Annotated in this window: 21 protein-coding genes; 11 read left to right on the top strand and 10 right to left on the bottom strand. The window is 70.9% G+C overall.

Annotated features, from left to right (window positions below):
* Window positions 1-247: 247 nt before the first annotated feature.
* The 3 genes from B1L11_RS22295 to B1L11_RS22285 all read right to left on the bottom strand — a co-directional run bounded on the left by B1L11_RS22295 (window position 248) and on the right by B1L11_RS22285 (window position 2,155).
* The gene (locus tag B1L11_RS22295) at window positions 248-1,165 is read right to left on the bottom strand and encodes an NAD-dependent epimerase/dehydratase family protein (RefSeq protein WP_079316280.1); all 918 of its coding nucleotides are present in this window, start codon (window positions 1,163-1,165) and stop codon (window positions 248-250) included.
* A gap of 85 nt (window positions 1,166-1,250) precedes the next feature.
* On the bottom strand, window positions 1,251-1,517 hold the full coding sequence (rsrA, locus tag B1L11_RS22290; RefSeq protein ID WP_079316279.1) for a mycothiol system anti-sigma-R factor: 267 nt from the start codon (window positions 1,515-1,517) through the stop codon (window positions 1,251-1,253).
* A complete protein-coding gene (locus tag B1L11_RS22285; RefSeq protein ID WP_079316278.1) occupies window positions 1,514-2,155 on the bottom strand; it encodes a sigma-70 family RNA polymerase sigma factor in 642 nt (213 codons plus the stop codon). Before B1L11_RS22285 ends, rsrA begins: the two co-directional genes overlap by 4 nt.
* A 250-nt stretch (window positions 2,156-2,405) precedes the next feature.
* On the opposite strand from B1L11_RS22285, the gene B1L11_RS22280 reads away from it, so the two are divergent.
* Window positions 2,406-3,146, top strand: coding sequence for a class I SAM-dependent methyltransferase (locus B1L11_RS22280; RefSeq protein WP_079316277.1), 741 nt, complete (start codon window positions 2,406-2,408; stop codon window positions 3,144-3,146).
* A 56-nt stretch (window positions 3,147-3,202) separates the two neighbouring features.
* On the opposite strand, the gene B1L11_RS22275 is transcribed toward B1L11_RS22280, so the two are convergent.
* Complete coding sequence (locus B1L11_RS22275; RefSeq protein WP_079316276.1) at window positions 3,203-3,535, bottom strand: TraR/DksA family transcriptional regulator; 333 nt, start codon at window positions 3,533-3,535, stop codon at window positions 3,203-3,205.
* A gap of 142 nt (window positions 3,536-3,677) precedes the next feature.
* On the bottom strand, window positions 3,678-4,439 hold the full coding sequence (locus tag B1L11_RS22270) for an SOS response-associated peptidase (RefSeq protein ID WP_079316275.1): 762 nt from the start codon (window positions 4,437-4,439) through the stop codon (window positions 3,678-3,680).
* A gap of 80 nt (window positions 4,440-4,519) precedes the next feature.
* Here B1L11_RS22270 and aroA point away from each other — a divergent pair, with 80 nt between their 5' ends.
* Window positions 4,520-5,869, top strand: a complete 1,350-nt coding sequence (aroA, locus tag B1L11_RS22265) for a 3-phosphoshikimate 1-carboxyvinyltransferase (RefSeq protein ID WP_079316274.1) — start codon at window positions 4,520-4,522, stop codon at window positions 5,867-5,869.
* Between the two features lie 40 nt (window positions 5,870-5,909).
* Window positions 5,910-6,938: a ribosome small subunit-dependent GTPase A gene (gene rsgA / locus B1L11_RS22260; protein WP_079316273.1), complete on the top strand. Its 1,029-nt coding sequence runs from the start codon at window positions 5,910-5,912 to the stop codon at window positions 6,936-6,938.
* A gap of 26 nt (window positions 6,939-6,964) precedes the next feature.
* Here the strand turns inward: rsgA and B1L11_RS22255 are convergent, their stop codons facing one another.
* Complete coding sequence (locus B1L11_RS22255) at window positions 6,965-7,603, bottom strand: LysE family translocator (protein ID WP_079316272.1); 639 nt, start codon at window positions 7,601-7,603, stop codon at window positions 6,965-6,967.
* Window positions 7,604-7,752: 149 nt separating this feature from the next.
* Here B1L11_RS22255 and B1L11_RS51610 point away from each other — a divergent pair, with 149 nt between their 5' ends.
* Together B1L11_RS51610 and B1L11_RS22250 are read left to right on the top strand one after the other, a co-directional pair.
* A complete protein-coding gene (locus tag B1L11_RS51610; RefSeq protein ID WP_256862785.1) occupies window positions 7,753-8,301 on the top strand; it encodes a GntR family transcriptional regulator in 549 nt (182 codons plus the stop codon).
* The gene (locus B1L11_RS22250) at window positions 8,196-9,089 is read left to right on the top strand and encodes a PLP-dependent aminotransferase family protein (RefSeq protein ID WP_256862784.1); all 894 of its coding nucleotides are present in this window, start codon (window positions 8,196-8,198) and stop codon (window positions 9,087-9,089) included. The genes B1L11_RS51610 and B1L11_RS22250 overlap by 106 nt, the downstream gene beginning before the upstream one ends.
* 4 nt (window positions 9,090-9,093) lie before the next feature.
* Here B1L11_RS22250 and B1L11_RS22245 read toward each other — a convergent pair whose 3' ends face one another.
* Window positions 9,094-9,537 carry a DUF4442 domain-containing protein gene (locus B1L11_RS22245; protein WP_079316271.1) on the bottom strand — a complete coding sequence of 148 codons (444 nt, stop codon included), beginning with the start codon at window positions 9,535-9,537 and terminating at the stop codon, window positions 9,094-9,096.
* A gap of 81 nt (window positions 9,538-9,618) precedes the next feature.
* Here B1L11_RS22245 and hisN point away from each other — a divergent pair, with 81 nt between their 5' ends.
* Window positions 9,619-10,404, top strand: coding sequence for a histidinol-phosphatase (gene hisN / locus B1L11_RS22240; protein WP_079316270.1), 786 nt, complete (start codon window positions 9,619-9,621; stop codon window positions 10,402-10,404).
* 3 nt (window positions 10,405-10,407) lie between these two features.
* On the opposite strand, the gene B1L11_RS22235 is transcribed toward hisN, so the two are convergent.
* Window positions 10,408-11,214, bottom strand: coding sequence for a fructosamine kinase family protein (locus B1L11_RS22235; protein ID WP_079316269.1), 807 nt, complete (start codon window positions 11,212-11,214; stop codon window positions 10,408-10,410).
* Window positions 11,201-11,659: a low molecular weight protein-tyrosine-phosphatase gene (locus tag B1L11_RS22230; RefSeq protein ID WP_079316268.1), complete on the bottom strand. Its 459-nt coding sequence runs from the start codon at window positions 11,657-11,659 to the stop codon at window positions 11,201-11,203. The genes B1L11_RS22235 and B1L11_RS22230 overlap by 14 nt, the downstream gene beginning before the upstream one ends.
* Before the next feature lie 163 nt (window positions 11,660-11,822).
* Between B1L11_RS22230 and pstS the strand changes: the two genes are divergently transcribed.
* The 5 genes from pstS to B1L11_RS22205 are packed head-to-tail and all read left to right on the top strand — an operon-like array spanning window position 11,823 to window position 16,319.
* A complete protein-coding gene (pstS, locus tag B1L11_RS22225) occupies window positions 11,823-12,932 on the top strand; it encodes a phosphate ABC transporter substrate-binding protein PstS (protein ID WP_079316267.1) in 1,110 nt (369 codons plus the stop codon).
* 4 nt (window positions 12,933-12,936) lie between these two features.
* Window positions 12,937-13,917, top strand: coding sequence for a phosphate ABC transporter permease subunit PstC (gene pstC / locus B1L11_RS22220; RefSeq protein WP_079316266.1), 981 nt, complete (start codon window positions 12,937-12,939; stop codon window positions 13,915-13,917).
* Window positions 13,914-14,798, top strand: a complete 885-nt coding sequence (gene pstA / locus B1L11_RS22215) for a phosphate ABC transporter permease PstA (RefSeq protein WP_079316265.1) — start codon at window positions 13,914-13,916, stop codon at window positions 14,796-14,798. Before pstC ends, pstA begins: the two co-directional genes overlap by 4 nt.
* Before the next feature lie 3 nt (window positions 14,799-14,801).
* Window positions 14,802-15,578 carry a phosphate ABC transporter ATP-binding protein PstB gene (gene pstB, locus B1L11_RS22210; RefSeq protein ID WP_079316264.1) on the top strand — a complete coding sequence of 259 codons (777 nt, stop codon included), beginning with the start codon at window positions 14,802-14,804 and terminating at the stop codon, window positions 15,576-15,578.
* A gap of 36 nt (window positions 15,579-15,614) precedes the next feature.
* Window positions 15,615-16,319, top strand: coding sequence for a response regulator transcription factor (locus tag B1L11_RS22205; RefSeq protein ID WP_239108952.1), 705 nt, complete (start codon window positions 15,615-15,617; stop codon window positions 16,317-16,319).
* A 9-nt stretch (window positions 16,320-16,328) separates the two neighbouring features.
* On the opposite strand, the gene B1L11_RS22200 is transcribed toward B1L11_RS22205, so the two are convergent.
* Window positions 16,329-17,186: a phosphotransferase family protein gene (locus B1L11_RS22200; RefSeq protein WP_218671252.1), complete on the bottom strand. Its 858-nt coding sequence runs from the start codon at window positions 17,184-17,186 to the stop codon at window positions 16,329-16,331.
* Window positions 17,187-17,326 lie beyond the last annotated feature (140 nt).

The following is a 17,326-nucleotide window of genomic DNA, read 5'->3' as shown; positions in this document are numbered from 1 at the left end:
GACCGGCCAGAGCCACCACCGGAGTGAGCAGCGCCAGCGCCACTATCAGCCTGACGACGGTCTTCCCAAGCATTGCGCCGCCTCCACGTCGATGTCGCACTCAGGCTACAGAAGGGCCGATGGCCGGTCCGGGATGTCGCGACCATCGCAGCCAAACCGTAACCAAGCCATCACACCGCGTGCAATTGCACCGGTATGTCGGTGCCTTTTCACGGGGCGAGCCGGGCCGTCAGCCGACGGGCACCCGTCAGGCGAGCGCCTGGCGGGCCCATTCGACGGTGGCCTTGAGGCCGGTGGACAGGTCGTGCCGGGGACGCCAGCCGAGGACCTCGTACGCCGGAGTGGGGTCGACGGCCATCGCGGGGAGGTCGCCCATCCGAGAGGGCTCGAAGCGCGGCTCGTCGGGTGCTCCGGCCGCCGCGGCGACCAGGCTGTGCAGCTCGCGGTCGGTGGTCTGGACGCCGGTGCCGAGGTTGATTCGGCGGCCGTCGCCGTGCGGCCCGCAGGCGCGGGCGAAGCCGTCCACCACGTCCTCCACGAAGACGTAGTCGCGCGTCTGGGAGCCGTCGCCGTACACGACCGTGGGCTTTCCCGCCAGCAGGGCGTCGGTGAAGATGGCGACCACCCCGGCCTCGCCCTCGGGCGACTGACGTGGCCCGTAGACGTTCGACAGCACGAGCGTGGTGTATTCGAGCCCGTGCAGCGCCCGGTAGGTGGCCAGGTACAGCTCGCCGCCGAGCTTGGAGGCGGCGTACGGCGAGCGGGGATCGGTGGGGGCGTCGCCCGGGACCGGGATCACGGCCGGCCTGCCGTAGACGGCGACGGAGGACGCGTAGACGACCTTGCGGGCCCCGGCGCGGCGGGCGGCCTCAAGGACGTTCACCGTGCCCTCGACGTTGATCCTGGCGTCGGTCACCGGGTCGGCCACGCTCCTGCGCACGCTGATCTGCGCGGCGAGGTGACAGACGACCTCCGGCCGCCAGCGCTCGGCGAGCTCCGCGAGCGCGGGGTCGCGCACGTCCATGACGTGCAGGGGGGCGTCGGGGTTGCGCGCGTGGCCGGACGACAGGTCGTCCACCACCGCGACCTCGTGACCGTCCGCCAACAGCCGATCGACGAGGGTGGACCCGATGAACCCCGCCCCGCCCGTGACCAGTGCCCGCATGTCCCCGCCCTTCCCGGCCTGTAACGGAAGATCCTAACGAGCATTGCCCCGGCTCGGACGGATCACGCCTTCCGTGGACCGGGGGCTACTCCGCCATCTCGGCGCGTACCTGCTCGATCCGGGTGAGCACCTTGCTGCGCAGGTCCTGCGGGACGGGGTCGCACCCGCAGTGTTTGGCCACGAGCCGCTTGACGGCCTCCTCGAGGCCGTACTCCTCCAGGCACGGGCCGCACTCGTCGAGGTGCTTCCTGATCTCGGCGATGCGGTCGCTGTCCAGCTCGCCGTCCAGGTAGGTGTACACCCGGTCGAGCACCTCGCTACACGGGGTGTCGTGGTGTTTCCCGCAGCTCATCGCTCCTCCTCGCCAAGCGTTCCGCCGAGACCCGCGCCACGGGAGTCCGACCGCACGAGACCTCGCTCGCGCGCGTAGTCCTCGAGCTGGTTGCGCAGCTGCCGGCGGCCGCGGTGGAGGCGCGACATCACGGTCCCGATGGGCGTGCCCATGATGTCGGCGATCTCCTTGTACGGGAAGCCCTCCACGTCCGCCAGATAGACGGCGATGCGGAACTCCTCGGGGAGCGCGGCGAGAGCGTCCTTCACGTCGCTGTCAGGAAGGTGCTCGAGCGCCTCGATCTCGGCCGACTTCAGACCGCTGGACGTGTGCGACTCCGCCCGCGCGAGCTGCCAGTCCTCGATCTCCTCGGTGCCCGCCTGCTTGGGCTCCCGTTGCTTCTTCCGGTAGCTGTTGATGAACGTGTTGGTGAGGATGCGGTAGAGCCAGGCCTTGAGGTTCGTCCCCTCCTGGAACTGGTGGAAGGAGGCGAAAGCCTTGGCGAAGGTCTCCTGCAGGAGATCCTCCGCATCCGCTGCGTTTCGGGTCATCCGGAGCGCGGCCGAGTACAGTTGGTCGAGAAACGGCATGACGTCGCGCTCGAACCGCTCGCTGCGCTGCTCCAGAGTCTCCTCGGCTGTCTTGGAGACCGGACCCACCCCCTTAAGGACTTCGTACCCAGCCGAGGATACCGGCCCGGCAACGTCCAGCCCGTCGAGGCCTTCTGGCAGCACCAACGTCTTCATGCCCAACTGCAACAGGGCGGGCGTAGAGTCTGTTCCCGGTGCAGATTGAGGTGACGAACGACCCGGTGCGGGGAAAAAAGTAAGCACCGGCTTGGTAGCCCGGAAACCGTGTTTCGCTGCCGCACGCCCATGCGCGGGGCAGCCAAGAGTCCAGGAGTCGCTCGTGCTGCCTATACCGGCCAACGAACTCAACGGCTCGGGCACACTCGGGCCGTACTGGACCTTCTATCACGCGGTCGTCGCCGAACAGTTGCGCCAGTGGCTGCCCGGCCGCCCCTCCCTCCTGCTGGACCTGTCCGGCGGACGGGGGCGGTGGCCGGCCCAGGCGGCGCGCGCCGGTCACCGGGTGATCGAGGTCATGGACTTCCGCAGGCCGGCGGAACCGTGGTTGCGCGACGCCTCCGACCGCATACAGAAGGTGCGCGCCGACAACCTCGGCTTCCTGCCCGACGGCTGCGTGGACGGCGTGATCGCCGAGGAGCGCGTGCTGTCGGTCGAGATCATGGCGGAGTCGGTCATCGAGGACGTGGCCCGGGTGCTGCGGCCAGGCGGGCGCGCGCTGCTGTGCGTCGACTCGCTGGTCCTCGGGATGGCGATCCTGGCCGAGCAGAACTACTGGGCGCACCTGTGCCAGACGGGCGAGGTCATGCTCATCCCCTGGCCCGACGGCAGCATCACCCGCTGCTTCACCAGCCAGCAGATCCGCGAGCTGATCACCGGCGCCGGCCTGGAGGTGGAGTGGGTGCGCCCGCGCACGGTGCTGTCCCCCTCCACCGTCGACCACGTGCTGAGCTCGGAGAGCAAGTCGCTGTCCTGGCTGGTCCGGACCGAGCTGGAAACCCAGGCCGACGGCGACGACACCGTCGGCATCCACCTGGTGGCCAGCGCGCGCAAGCCGTTGTGAGCGCTCTCCAGAACGCCGCACGGACGGGCGCTCGGGCAGGCACTTGAAACGGGTCCTCAGCGGCGGCGCTCGGCCCGCGACTGGCACTGCACGCAGCGGGCCGCCTCGGGGCGGGCCTCCAGCCTGCCCTCCGGCACGAGCGTGCCGCAGTCGACGCAGCGGCCGTAACCGCCGTCGTCCAGCCGTCGCAGCGCGGCCAGCACGGCCGTACGCTGCCGGGACGCGGCGTCGAGCATGGCCCGGGTCCGGTCGGCCTCGGTGAGGTCGGCTCCCGCGTCGGCGAGGGACCTGTCGTGCCCGGCGGCCGGATCCCCACGCAGCACGCTGATCGACCGGTCGAGTTCGGCGAGCATGCTTTCCAGGCGCATACGCGCGGTCGCGACGTCCACGGATCCGCACCTCCGGGAGTGGGGGAGTCACCCGTCCAGGAGCCCCCGGTCCTCCTGGTCGGTCAGCGGCCGGTCACTTTCCGTGCGACCGCTTTCTCGAACGGATGCCCACTTCACGCGCCGCCTACACCCTCACCGCGGGTCAGAACAGACGCGGCACGTCGTCGCCCTCCAGGGGCTCGATCAGCTCCGGGCCGTTGTGGCGGACGCTGTTGACGGCGTCCGACACCGCGTACGCCTCCAGCCGGTCCGGGCCGGCCGGGACGAGCAGGCCGGTGGGGTCGGTCACGCGCGGGTCGAGCCACTCCGTCCAGCGGTCGCGCTCGACCATCATCGGCATCCGGTCGTGGATGCGGCCCAGCTTGTCCGTCGCCGTGGTGGTGATCACCGTGCAGGTGCACAGCCACTTCAGCGGGTCGTCGTCGGGGCGGGTGGGGTCCTTCCAGAACTCGTACAGGCCGGCCATCGCGAGCACGCCGCCGTCGGCGGGGTGGATGAAGAAGGGCTGTTTCTTCTTGCCCTCCAGCGGCATCCACTCGTAGTAGCCGTCCGCCGGGATCAGGCAGCGCCGGGACTTCAGCGCCCTGCGATAGGACGGCTTCTCCGCCACGGTCTCCACTCTGGCGTTGATCATCCGCGAGCCCACCGACGGGTCCTTGGCCCAGCTCGGCACGAGCCCCCACCGGACCACCCGGAGCTGTCTGACAGGCTCGTCGCCCGCGCTCTCGCCGCCGTCGTCCTTCGGCACCCGGCTCATGACCGCGTAGACGTTCTTGGTGGGCGCGACGTTGTAGTCGGGCCGGAGCTCGCCGCCGGGCACCTGGTCGGGCACCCCGTCCAGCTCGACCTGGAACTCCTCCAGCAACTCCTGCTTCTTGCGCGCAGACGCGTACCTCCCGCACATGACACCAAGACTGCCACTCGCGCGGGCCGCACGCGCTCTCGCGACGGTGCGGACGAGCGTGCGCGCACTAAGCTTGCGGCATGGCCACTCCGCAGTCCGCGTCCGGCGGCGCCGTGCCGCACGCCATCGACCAGAACGGCGTCGAGAAGAACGCCGCCGCGCCGCTCTGGCCCGCCCCGGTCGCCGCCGAGCCGGTTCGTGCGACGGTCCGCCTGCCCGGCTCGAAGTCGGTGACCAACCGCGCGCTGCTGCTCGCCGCGCTGGCCGACGCCCCCGGCACCGTACGGCTCGCGCTGCGCAGCCGCGACGCCGACCTGATGGCGGCGGCGCTGCGCTCGCTCGGCGCCGAGATGACGCCGTCCAACGAGAGCGCCGACAGCGTGGACTGGTCGGTGACCCCTCATCCCGTACGCGGCGGGGTGTCGATCGACGTCGGCCTGGCCGGGACCGTCATGCGGTTCGTGCCGCCGGTCGCCGCGCTGGCCGACGGACCGGTCTTCTTCGACGGCGACGCGCACGCGCGCAAGCGGCCGATGGGCCCGATCCTGGGCGCGCTGCGCGCGCTCGGCGCGTCGGTGGACAACGACACGCTGCCGTTCACGATCCGGGGGCCGATCCCGGGCGGCGAGGTCACCCTCGACGCGTCGGTCTCCTCGCAGATGGTCTCCGGCCTGCTGCTGGCCGCCGCGCGCTTCGAGAAGGGCGTGACGGTGCGGCACAGCGGCCCGCCCGTCCCGTCGATGCCGCACATCGAGATGACCGTGCAGATGCTGCGCCAGGCGGGGGTCGAGGTGGACGACTCCGAGCGCGACGTGTGGCGGGTGCAGCCCGGCCCGATCCGGGCCAGGGACGTCACGGTCGAGCCCGACCTGTCCAACGCCGCCCCCTTCCTCGCGGCGGCCCTGGTCACCGGGGGCTCCGTCGTCGTGCCGGACTGGCCGGAGGAGACGACGCAGGGCGGCGACGAGCTTCGCGGGCTGCTCGCCGAGATGGGCGCGCGGGTCGAGCGGGTGCCGGAGGGCCTGCGGGTGACCGGCGAAGGCAGGGTGCGGGGCATCGACGCCGACCTGCACGACGTCAGCGAGCTCACCCCCACGATCGCCGCGCTGGCCGCGCTGGCCGACGGGCCGTCCCGGATCCGGGGCGTCGCGCACATCCGGGGGCACGAGACCGACCGGATCACCGCCCTCGCCACGGAGATCAACCGGCTGGGCGGCGACGCCAGGGAGACCGACGACGGCCTGGAGATCCACCCCCGGCCGCTGACCGGCGGCGTCTTCCACTCGTACGCCGACCACCGCATGGCCACGGCGGGCGCGATCGTCGGCCTGGCCGTGCCGGGCGTCGAGGTCGAGGACATCGCGACGACCGCCAAGACGCTGCCCGAGTTCCCGCGCATGTGGGCCGCGATGCTGGGCGGCGAGGGATGAGCGGCGGGCTGGTTCCCGCCGGGCGATCGGGGCGCGGGCGCTGAGAAGGCGGCAGTACGACGAGGACGACGTCAGGGTCAGGCCGGGCAAGGGCTCACGGCCTCGGACCCGGATCCGGCCTGCCCACAGCGAGGCCGTCGAGGGCTTCGTGGTGGCCGTCGACCGCGGGCGCTACACCTGCCTCGTGGGCGAGGGCGTCCCCCGCTCCACGACGCCGAAGAAGCGGCGGGGCGAGCGGACGCTCGTCGTCGCGATGAAGGCCCGTGAGCTCGGCCGCAAGGGCATCGTCGTGGGCGACCGTGTGGCGCTGGTGGGCGACGTGACCGGGCAGCCCGACACGCTGGCGCGCATCGTCCGCGTGGAGGAGCGCACCTCGATGCTGCGTCGCAGCGCCGACGACGTGGACGACATCGAGCGTCCCATCGTCGCCAACGCCGACCAACTGGTCATCGTCACCGCGCTCGCCGATCCCCCGCCGCGCCCCCGGATGATCGACCGGATGCTCGTCGCGGCCTACGACGCCGACATCGAGCCGCTGCTGTGCCTCACCAAGGCCGACCTGGCTCCCGCCGACGACCTCGTGGCGCTGTACGAGCCCCTCGGCGTGCCGTACGTCGTCGTGCGCAAGGGCGGCCCGCTCGACGACCTGGGCGAGGCGCTCGCGGACCGCATCAGCGTGCTGGTCGGCCATTCCGGGGTCGGCAAGTCGACCCTGGTCAACGCGCTGGTGCCGCACGCCCGCAGGGCCGTGTCCCACGTGAACGCCGTCACCGGCCGGGGCAGGCACACCTCCACCTCCGCGGTCGCCCTGGAACTGCCGGAAGGCGGCTGGATCATCGACACCCCCGGCGTACGCAGCTTCGGGCTCGCCCACATCTCGGTGGAGACCGTGCTCGCCGCCTTCCCCGACCTGGTGGACGCCACGGCCGACTGCCCCAAGGGCTGCACCCACCTCGGCGACGACTGCGCCCTCGACCGCTATGTCGCGGAGGGTCACGCCGATCCCGCGCGCCTGGAGTCCCTGCGCCGCCTGCTCGCCAGCCGTGAGGGCTCCGCCGACGACGACTAGAACGACGCGAACTAGAACGACGACGACTAGAACGACGCGCTCCGGGTGAGGGCGAGCATTACGGCGAGCGCTCCGAGCATGCTCCCCATGACGATCCGCTGGGCTCGCAGCCACGCCGGCCGGTGCGTCAGGAAGCCCGCGACACTTCCGGCGGCGAGCACGATCGACAGATTCACGGTCGAGGCCACCGCGATCTGGAAAAGGCCGAGAACGACGCCCTGAGCAAGCACGTTCCCCGCCCCGATATCGACGAACTGCGGAATGACGGAGACATACAGAATGGCGATCTTCGGATTGAGCAGGTTCGTCATCATTCCCATGGCGAAAAGCCGGGACGGCGGGTCGTCCGGCACGTCCCGCACGGCGAACACCGAAACCCCGCCGGGCCTGATCGTCTTCCAGGCGAGCCATATCAGGTAACCCGCCCCGGCCAGCCGTATCGCGGTGAGAACCTGCGGAACCGCGGCGAACAGCGCCGCCAGGCCGAGATTCGCCGCCGTCAGATAGACGAGGAATCCCGCGACGACTCCACTCAATGAGATCATCCCGGCCCGGCGTCCCTGGCTGACGCTCCGCGACACGAGATACATCATGTTCGGGCCCGGAGAAAGCACCATTCCGAGCGCCACGGACACGACACCCAGCACCGCCTTCGGTTCGACCATGACGCCGCCCTTTCTTCGCTGGTCATCGGTGCCGGTCCGGACGGCTTCCTCAGGCTATTTCACCACTCACAAAGAATGCAATATTCAATATTGCTCTCGGAGCAATATTGTGTTTGGATGCGTTCACCCTGACGCGAGAGGAGGCGGCGGTGGAGAGCTATCGGGAACTGGCCGACGAGGTGGCCGCGGACATCGCGGCCGGGCGGCTCAGGCCGGGAGACCGGTTGCCTCCGCAGCGCGACTTCGCCCGGCGGCGCGGCATCGCCGGCTCCACCGCCGCGCGCGTCTACGCGGAGCTGACCCGCCGCGGCCTGACGGTCGGCGAGGTCGGCCGCGGCACATTCGTACGCGCCTCCGCCCGGCGTCCCGGAACCGCCCTGGCCGAGCCCAGCGGCACCCGGGTCGACCTCGAACTCAACTATCCCGTCATCCCCGATCAGGCCCGCCTGCTCGGGGACGGCCTCAGGCGGCTGCTGCGCCCCGACGTGCTGGAGGTGTCCATGCGGCCGGTGGGCGCGGCGGGCACTCCCCTCGCCCGCGAGGCCGTCGCGGACCTGCTCGCCCGCGCGGCTGGCGACCCGACCCGGCACGGGTGCTCTTCGCCGGCAACGGACGCCAGGCGATCGCGGCCGTCATCGCCGCGCTCGTCCCGCCGGGCGCGCGGCTGGGCGTCGAGGAGCTCACCTACCCCGTCGTGAAGACGATCGCCACCCGGCTCGGGGTCACCCTCGTGCCCCTGCCTGTCGACGAGGCCGGCCTGGTGCCCGAGGCGGTGGAGAGCGCCGCCCGTAAGGCTCCGCTGAGAGCGGTCTACCTCCAGCCGACGCTGCACAACCCGTTGTCGCTCACCATGCCGGTCGAGCGCCGCGCCGAGCTCGCGGCCGTGCTCGCGCGGCTGGACCTGCCCGCGATCGAGGACGGCATCTGGTCGTTCCTCCGGGACGAGCCGCCCCCGCTCGCGGCCGTGGCGCCCGAGCGCACGATCCTCGTCGACAGCCTCTCCAAGCGGCTCGCCCCCGGGCTGACCGTCGGATTCGCCGTCGTGCCCGAGGCCGTCGTCCCCAACGTGACCGCTGCGCTGCACGCGGGAGGCTCCGCGCCGCCGCGGTTCGCGCTGGAGGCGGCGGCCCGGCTGGCCGGCGACGGCGTCGTGGACTCGCTGAGCCGGGGCAAGCGGCGGGACGCGGAGGCCCGGCAGGAGATCGCGACGCGCCACCTGGGCGAGTTCGCCGTCCGCGCCGACCCGCGGTCCTACTACTGCTGGTGGGAGCTCCCGCCGCCGTGGCGGGCCGACACGTTCGTGGCCGCCGCCGCGCGGCACGGCATCGCCGTCACTCCGGCGGCGGCCTTCGCCGTCGGCGACAACCGCACACCGAACGCCGTCCGCCTCGGCCTGGCCTCACCACCGGCCGAGACGCTGGCACGCGCCCTGTCCACCCTCGCCGGTCTCGCCCGTTCCTCGCCGGACGACCTGCTGGCCGAGTGAGCGGTCAGGCCTTGCGGTTGGGGCGCAGGGTCCAGGAGACGGTCATCTCCGAGACGACGACGTCCTCGGCGTTGCGGATCTCGACGGCGACCTCGAACTCGGGCCGCTCCCCCGCGTCCAGCCGGGCGACGACCGCCTCCCGCTCGGCCCTGAGGGTGGCGGCGGCCGTGACCTCTCCCATGGCGAGCTTGCGGTAGCCGATCTTCGCCTCGGTCGCCAGCGGCACGGCCCGGGACAGCTGGTCGCCGAAGGCCGACAGCATGGCCGCGCCCGAGGCGGTCTCGGCCAGCGTGAACAGGGCGCCCGCGTGCGGGCCGCCCACGTGGTTGTGCAGGTCTCCCCGGTCGGCCAGGCGGGCGACCGCCTCACCGCTGCCGATCGAGTCGAACGTGATGCCGAGCAGCCGCGCGAACGGGACGCTGTCGAGCATGAAGGCGCCGATGTCCATGGCCGGGATGTTACCGGCTGGTACGGTTTGGAGCGATCCTTCCTCTGCTGTGAGCAGGTCGCGGCACGATACGTTGGGCACGTGACGGAGTACCGCGACGACCTGCACCTCGCGCATCTGCTGGCGGACGCCGCCGACGACATCACGATGCGCCGTTTCAAGGCCGTGGACCTCAAGGTCGACACCAAGCCCGACCTCACCCCGGTCAGCGACGCCGACCGGGCCGTGGAGGAGGCGATCCGCGGCACGCTGCGCCGTGCCCGGCCCCGCGACGCCGTCGTGGGCGAGGAGTTCGGCATGACCGGGTACGGCATGCGCTCCTGGATCGTCGACCCGATCGACGGCACCAAGAACTACGTACGCGGAGTGCCCGTGTGGGCCACGCTGATCGCGCTGATGGAGCACGGCAAGGTCGTCGTGGGCGTGGTCTCGGCCCCGGCGCTCGGCCGCCGCTGGTGGGCCGCCAAGGAGAGCGGCGCGTGGACCGGGCGGAGCCTGAGCAAGGCCACGCGCTGCGAGGTGTCCTCGGTCGGCCGCCTCGACGACGCCTCCTTCTCCTTCTCCGACCTGGAGGAATGGGAGAAGGCCGGGCGGCTCGACCCGTTCCTCGACCTCACGAGGGAGTGCTGGCGCACCCGCGGCTACGGCGACTTCTGGTCGCACATGATGGTGGCCGAGGGCGCGGTGGACATCTCCGCCGAGCCCGAGCTGTCGCCCTGGGACATGGCCGCGCTCACGATCATCGTGGAGGAGGCCGGCGGCTCCTGCACCTCGCTCGACGGCACCCCGCCCCTCGACGGCGGCAACCTCGTCTGCACCAACGGCCTGCTCCACGACGAGGTCCTCAAGCGCCTGTCCTCCCGCTGAGCCCTACAACGCCAGCACGTCGCCCGCGGCGGTGAGGAGGCTGCCGCGGTACGCCTCGCCGAACAGGCAGACATGGACGGCGAGCGGGTGGAGCTGGTGCAGCGGCACGCGCTCACGCCAGCCGTCCGCGAGGGGCGCCGCCTCGCGGTAGGCGGCGAGGATCGTGTTGAGGTGCGGCGCCCCGAACAGCGCCAGCATCGCGAGGTCGGTCTCCCTGTGGCCGCCGTGGGCGGCCGGATCGACCAGCACGACCCCGCCCGCCGACCACAGCAGGTTCCCGCTCCACAGGTCGCCGTGGATCCGGCTCGGCGGCTCGGCCGGCCCGGCGACCTCCGCCACCCGGTCGCACGCCTCCTCGACCAGCTCCACATCGGCGGCCGACAGCGCGCCGCGGTCGCGCGCGAGCCGTACGAACGGGAGCACCCGGCGGGACACGTAGAACGACGGCCAGTCCGGCGCGGGCTCGTTGCCCATCGGAAGCTCGGCGATGTAGCCGGGCCAGAGGGCGCCGAAGTCCGCGGCCCCGGCGGCGTGCAGGGCGGCCAGCTCACGCCCGAACCGCTCGGCGGCCCCGGCCGTCGCGGGAGCGGTGTCGACCCACTCGAGCACCAGCGTGCCGCCGTCCGCGGCGATCACCTCGGGGACGGCGACCGCTCCCGGCTCGGCCAGCCAGCGCAGCCCCGCCGCCTCGCTGTCGAGGACGGCGGACGCGTCCGCGCTCTTCTTGACGAACACCCTGCGGCCGTCGTCGAGCACGCCCTCGTGCAGCGTCCAGGCGTGACCGCCGCCGAGGTTCCTAGTGATCCTCAAGGTACTTCGCCACCCCCTCACAAGCGGCCTCGACCATGCGCAGCACCTCGACGAACCCCTCGCGTCCCCCGTAGTAGGGATCGGGCACCTCGGCGCCCTCGGGGGCTGCGGGGTCGAACGACCGCAGCAGCCGGACGTCCGCGTCCGGCGGGGCGATCCGCCGTACGGCGCGTAGGTTGTCCTGGTCCATCACGAGGACGAGGTCACGCTCGGCGAACCACGCCCGGTCGAACTGGCGGGCCCGGTGGGACGAGCCGTCGTAGCCGTGCTCGGCCAGCGTGGCCAGGGCCCGCTCGTCCATCGGCTCACCCGCGTGCCAGCCGCCGGTGCCGGCGCTGTCCACCTCCACGTCGAGCCCGCGTTCGGCCAGCGTACGGCGGAGCACGACCTCGGCCATCGGCGAGCGGCAGATGTTCCCCATGCAGACCAGACATACACGCTTCATGAACTCAATCCTCTCCCATAACGCCCGTGACCTGCTCGTTATCTCTTCCGGGGTCGCACAAGAGCGACTGGGGGCGTTCATTACCCGTTCACCTTTACCAAGGTTTTAGGTCACCTTGGCTCCCTACCGTCCCTGATGTTGAGAGACAAGGGGAGGAACAACCGTGAAGTATGCAGGCCGGCTCGCAGCCGCCACTATCGTCGGCGTGCTCTCGCTCGCCGCATGCGGGACCGATGACAACACTGGCACCGCGGGGGGCACCTCCAGCGCCGCCGCTCCCGCGCAGGGCGACGACACCCTGAAGGGCACCATCAACGCCGCCGGCTCCTCGGCCCAGGCGAACGCCATCGCGGAGTGGAAGAAGAACTTCCAGTCGTCGAACCCCGGCGTCAGCATCAACTACAACCCGAGCGGCTCCGGCGCCGGTGTCCAGGCGTTCATCCAGGGCACGGTGGCCTTCGCCGGCTCCGACTCGGCGCTGAAGGACGACAAGGGCGAGCCCGCCCAGGCCGACGCCCGGTGCAAGACCGGCAAGGCGATCAACCTGCCGATGGTGACCGGCCCGGTGGCCGTCGTCTACAACCTGCCGGGTGTGGACGGCCTCCAGCTCTCGCCGAAGACCATCGGCGGCATCTTCAACAGCAAGATCACCAAGTGGGACGACCCGGCCATCAAGGCGGACAACCCCGACGCGAAGCTGCCCTCGACCGCGATCCAGGCGTTCCACCGCTCGGACGAGTCGGGCACCAGCGACAACTTCACCAAGTTCCTCAAGGCCACGGCCGACTGGCCGTACGAGCCGGCCAAGGCCTGGCCGGCCGAGGCGCAGGGCCAGGGCGCGAAGGGCTCGGACGGCATCGCGTCCAGCATCAAGAGCACCGAGGGCGCGATCAGCTACGTCGAGCTCTCCTTCGCCGAGAACTCGCAGCTGCAGAAGGCCAAGGTCGCCAACGGCTCCGGCGAGTTCGTGGAGCTCACCCCGGAGAGCGCCGCCAAGACCGTCGAGGCCGCGGAGATCGCGGGCACCGGCAACGACCTCAAGCTCTCGATCGACTACGCCACCAAGGCCGCGGGCGCCTACCCGATCGTGCTCGTGACGTACGAGATCACCTGTGAGAAGGGCCTGTCGGCGGACGACGCGAAGCTGGTCAAGTCGTTCCTGACCTACACCTCCAGCGACGAGGGCCAGCAGGCGCTGACCGGCCTCGGCTACGCGCCGCTGCCGTCGAGCCTGCTCACCAAGGTCCGCACTGCGGTCGAGGCGATCTCCTAACCAGATGGCGACGTCAACCAGAACCAGGGAGAGCGGGCCGGCCATGCGCCGGTCCGCCTTCCGGCGCAGCCGCGGCGACGGCCCGTTCCGCTTCGCCTCGACCGGGGCCGGTATCGTCCTTCTGGCGATCATGGCCGCGATCGGGGTGTTCCTGGTCGTCAAGGCCGTCCCCGCCCTCCAGGCGAACACGTCCCACTTCCTGACCGAGCTGACCTGGCAGCCGAACGCCACCGAGCCCGTCTTCGGCATCGGGGCGCTCGCCTTCGGCACCGTGCTGAGCTCGCTGCTCGCGCTGGTCATCGCCACCCCGGTGGCGGTCGGGGTCGCGTTGTTCATCTCGCACTACGCGCCCCGGCGCCTCGCGTCCGTCCTGGGCTACGTGGTGGACCTCCTCGCGGCGGTCCCCAGCGTGGTGTACGGCCTGTGGGGCGTCACCTTCCTCGTGCCGTTCATGCTCGGCCCGTCGAAGTTCCTCAACGACTACCTCGGCTGGATCCCGCTGTTCGGCGGCGACACCGTGGTCGGCAAGAGCATGCTCACCGCGTCGCTCGTGCTCGCGATCATGATCCTCCCCATCATCGCCGCGATCTCCCGCGAGGTCTTCCTGCAGGCCCCCAAGATGCAGGAAGAGGCCGCGCTGGCGCTCGGTGCGACGCGCTGGGAGATGATCAGGATGTCGGTCCTGCCGTTCGGCCGGCCCGGCGTCATCAGCGCCGCCATGCTCGGCCTCGGCCGCGCCATGGGCGAGACCATCGCGGTCGCGCTCATCTTCCCGGCGACGTTCAAGATCTCGTTCCAGATCCTCGGCCCGTACGGCAACAGCATCGCCGCCAACATCGCCAACGGCTTCGGCGAGGCGACCGAGGTGGGCCGCGGCGCGCTGATCGCCTCGGGTCTCGTCCTGTTCCTCATCACCCTGCTGGTGAACATGGCCGCCCGCTTCGTCATCGCCCGCCGCAAGGAGTACGCGAGGGCCGCAGCGTGACCGTACAGACCGGAATCCAGCCCATCTCCGCCGCCCGGCGGGCGAAGGACCGCCTCGTCCAGGTGCTCGTCTACCTGGCGTTCGCGCTCGCGGTCATCCCGCTGCTGTCGGTGCTGTGGCTCGTCGTCAAGAACGGCATCGGCCGCTTCGACATGGAGTTCCTCACCCACTCCATGCGCAACATCGGAGCCCGCGACGCCGGCGGCGGCGCCTACCACGCCATCATCGGGACACTCGAACAGGTCCTGCTCGCCTCGCTCATCGCGGTCCCGATCGGCCTGCTCACCGCCGTCTACCTCGTCGAGTACGGCGAAGGCGGGCGGCTTTCGCGCATAATCAGCTTCTTCGTGGACGTCATGACCGGCGTCCCTTCCGTGGTTTCCGGGCTCTTCGTCCTGGCCTTCTGGATCCTCGTGCTCGGCATGCCGTTCTCCGGCTTCGCCGGCGCGCTCGCCCTGTCGATCCTGATGATGCCGGTCGTGGTCAGGTCCGCCGAGGAGATGCTCCGCCTGGTCCCCCGGGAGCTGCGCGAGGCGTCGTACGCGCTGGGCGTGCCCAAGTGGCGCACCATCGTGAAGGTCGTGCTGCCCACGGCCTTCACCGGGATCGTGACCGGCGTCATGCTGGCCGTCGCCCGCGTCGCCGGTGAGACCGCGCCGCTGCTGCTGACCGTCTTCATCACCGACTCCATCAACAACGACCCGTTCAACGGGCCTCAGATGGGGCTTCCGCTGTACGTCTTCGATCAGGCCGGCCGTCCCACGGACACCGCGATCAACCGCGCCTGGACCGGCGCGCTCACGCTGATCCTGATCGTCATGCTGCTCAACCTGGTCGCACGCCTCATCACCTGGTGGCGTTCGCCCGCGAGGAGGAGGTAAGGAATGGCCAAGCAGATCGAGGTCGCGGGCCTCGACGCCTACTACGGCTCGCACAAGGCCATCGAGGGCATCTCGATGACGATCGAGCCGCGGTCGGTGACGGCCTTCATCGGCCCCTCGGGCTGCGGGAAGTCCACCTTCCTGCGGACCCTCAACCGGATGCACGAGGTCATCCCCGGCGCCCGGGTCGAGGGCAAGGTCCGCTTGGAGGACCAGGACCTGTACGGCGCGGACGTCGACCCGGTGTCGGTCCGCCGGACCATCGGCATGGTGTTCCAGCGGCCGAACCCCTTCCCCACGATGTCCATCTTCGACAACGTGGCCGCGGGCCTGCGGCTCAACGGCCGTCACTCACGGTCCGAACTGGACGGCATCGTCGAGGAGTCGCTCAAGGGCGCCAACCTCTGGAACGAGGTCAAGGACCGGCTCAACAAGCCGGGCGCGGGCCTGTCCGGCGGTCAGCAGCAGCGCTTGTGCATCGCCCGCGCGATCGCCGTACGCCCGCAGGTGCTGCTCATGGACGAGCCGTGCTCGGCGCTCGACCCCATCTCGACGCTGGCGATCGAGGACCTGATCTCGCAGCTCAAGCAGGACTACACGATCGTGATCGTGACCCACAACATGCAGCAGGCCGCCCGGGTCAGCGACAAGACCGCGTTCTTCAACCTCGCCGCGCAGGGCCAGCCCGGCAAGCTCGTCGAGATGGACGAGACCTCGAAGATCTTCACCAATCCGGCCGAGAAGGCGACCGAGGACTACATCACGGGCCGCTTCGGCTGACGACCGCTTCCGGCTGACAGCATTGGAGGGACCTGGGTGACGGCACCCGCAGTGGAGGGGGACACTCGGACGGCGCCCATGCTCCTGGTGGCCGATCCGGACGCGGGTCTGGTGCGGCAGCTCTCGGCGGCCATGCAGGCCGAGGGCGTCGACGTGACCGGCGTACCGGACGGCGCCCAGGCGCTGCTGCAGGCCGGGGCGCTCCGGCCCGACGCCGTGCTGATCTGCGCCTCCCTTCCCATCGTCGGCCCCGTCGACTTCGTCCGCGCCGTACGGCTCATGCGAACCGTGCCCGTCCTGCTCGGCATCGACTTCGGGAGCGACGCCGAGCAGGCGCTCAAGGCTCTGGAGGCGGGCGCGACGGCCTGCGTGGCCAGGCCGTATCGAGTGCCCGAGCTGCTCCCCCTCGTGCAGGCGGCCTTCCGCCGGCAGGACGGCCGCCGGACCGTGCTGACGATCGGCGACGTGGAGCTCGACGTGACGGCGTACCAGGTGAAGGTCGGCGGGCGCGTCGTGCACCTGCCGCTGCGCGAGTTCGAGCTGCTGCACTACCTGATGCGCAACGCGGACAGAACGGTCACCCGCGAGCAGATCATGCGCAACGTCTGGCACTCGACCGACGGGATGTCGACCAACACCATCGCCGTCCACGTCAAGCGCCTGCGCGCACGGCTGGGCGACGTGGAGGACAGGATGATCCAGACCGTCCGAGGAGTGGGGTACCGCCTGGTCAGCGGCTGACCGCTGTGGTCAGGAGAAGGTGTGGCCAAGGTGCGCCAGACCGGCGTCCGTGTACGCCCGGGCGCCTGTCTGCAGGCCGTACGCGACGTCCTCCAGCAGCGCGCACCGCGCGTAGAAGACCGCCCGCTCGTGGCCGGCGTCATCGTGGTAGCCCTGGTAGTGCGCCAGCGTCCGCTCGTAGACCTCGGGTCCGAGGTCCCGGTAGACGAGCGCCAGGTCGTACGCGGGATCGGCGATGGCCGCGTCCGTCCAGTCGATGACCCCCGTGACGGCGCTCGCCTCGACGTCCACCAGTAGGTGCTCGCTGCCCAGGTCGTTGTGGCAGAACGTCAGCACGCCGGGCTCGGCGGGCGCCGCGGTGCCGAGAAAGTCCTCGACCAGCCGCCGGGCGGCCGGCGGCACGTGGTCCACGATGTCCCGGTAGTTCCCTTCGGCCTCCTCCAGGAGCTCGGTCATCGGATAGGCGTCCCGCAGCACGAACGCCTCCATCCGCTCCACCGGCGCCGCGTGGACCCGGCTGAGAAAACCGCCCAGGGGAGCCGCCAAGCGCGCGGGCTCGCTGACGGGGTGCAGGTTCAGCGGACGGCCGGGCAGCTTCCGGTACGCGAGGACACCCGCCTCCTCATCCACGAGGATGGGCTGCGGCACCGGCAGCGGCGACAACTCGCTCACCGCGGCGAGCAACCCCGCTTCTCTCCTCACCGTTTCGGCGCGGGCAGCCGAATCGCCGATCTTGCTCTGCCGTACGACGAGCTCACCGTTGACCTCGTACGCCGCGTTGTCCTGTCCCTCGCCCAGCCGCTCGACGGTTCTGACCGCGTAGCCGGGCAGGTGGCGGGCCAGCAAACGGATGATTCGCTCGGTCACCTCCGTAACCCTAGCCATTCGTCCGGGTGCGGTGGGGTCTTGGTGCGGTCGGGGGTGGTGCGGTGGGGCCCTGGTCGGCGGGTTGGGACGTCGACTGGGGTGGGGAAGCCGTTTGGGTTGAGACGGTGTTTGGGGTGGGG

This window comes from Microbispora sp. GKU 823 (genome assembly GCF_002027145.1).
Taxonomy (GTDB): domain Bacteria; phylum Actinomycetota; class Actinomycetes; order Streptosporangiales; family Streptosporangiaceae; genus Microbispora; species Microbispora siamensis.
This window is presented reverse-complemented; position numbering and strand designations above follow the sequence as displayed.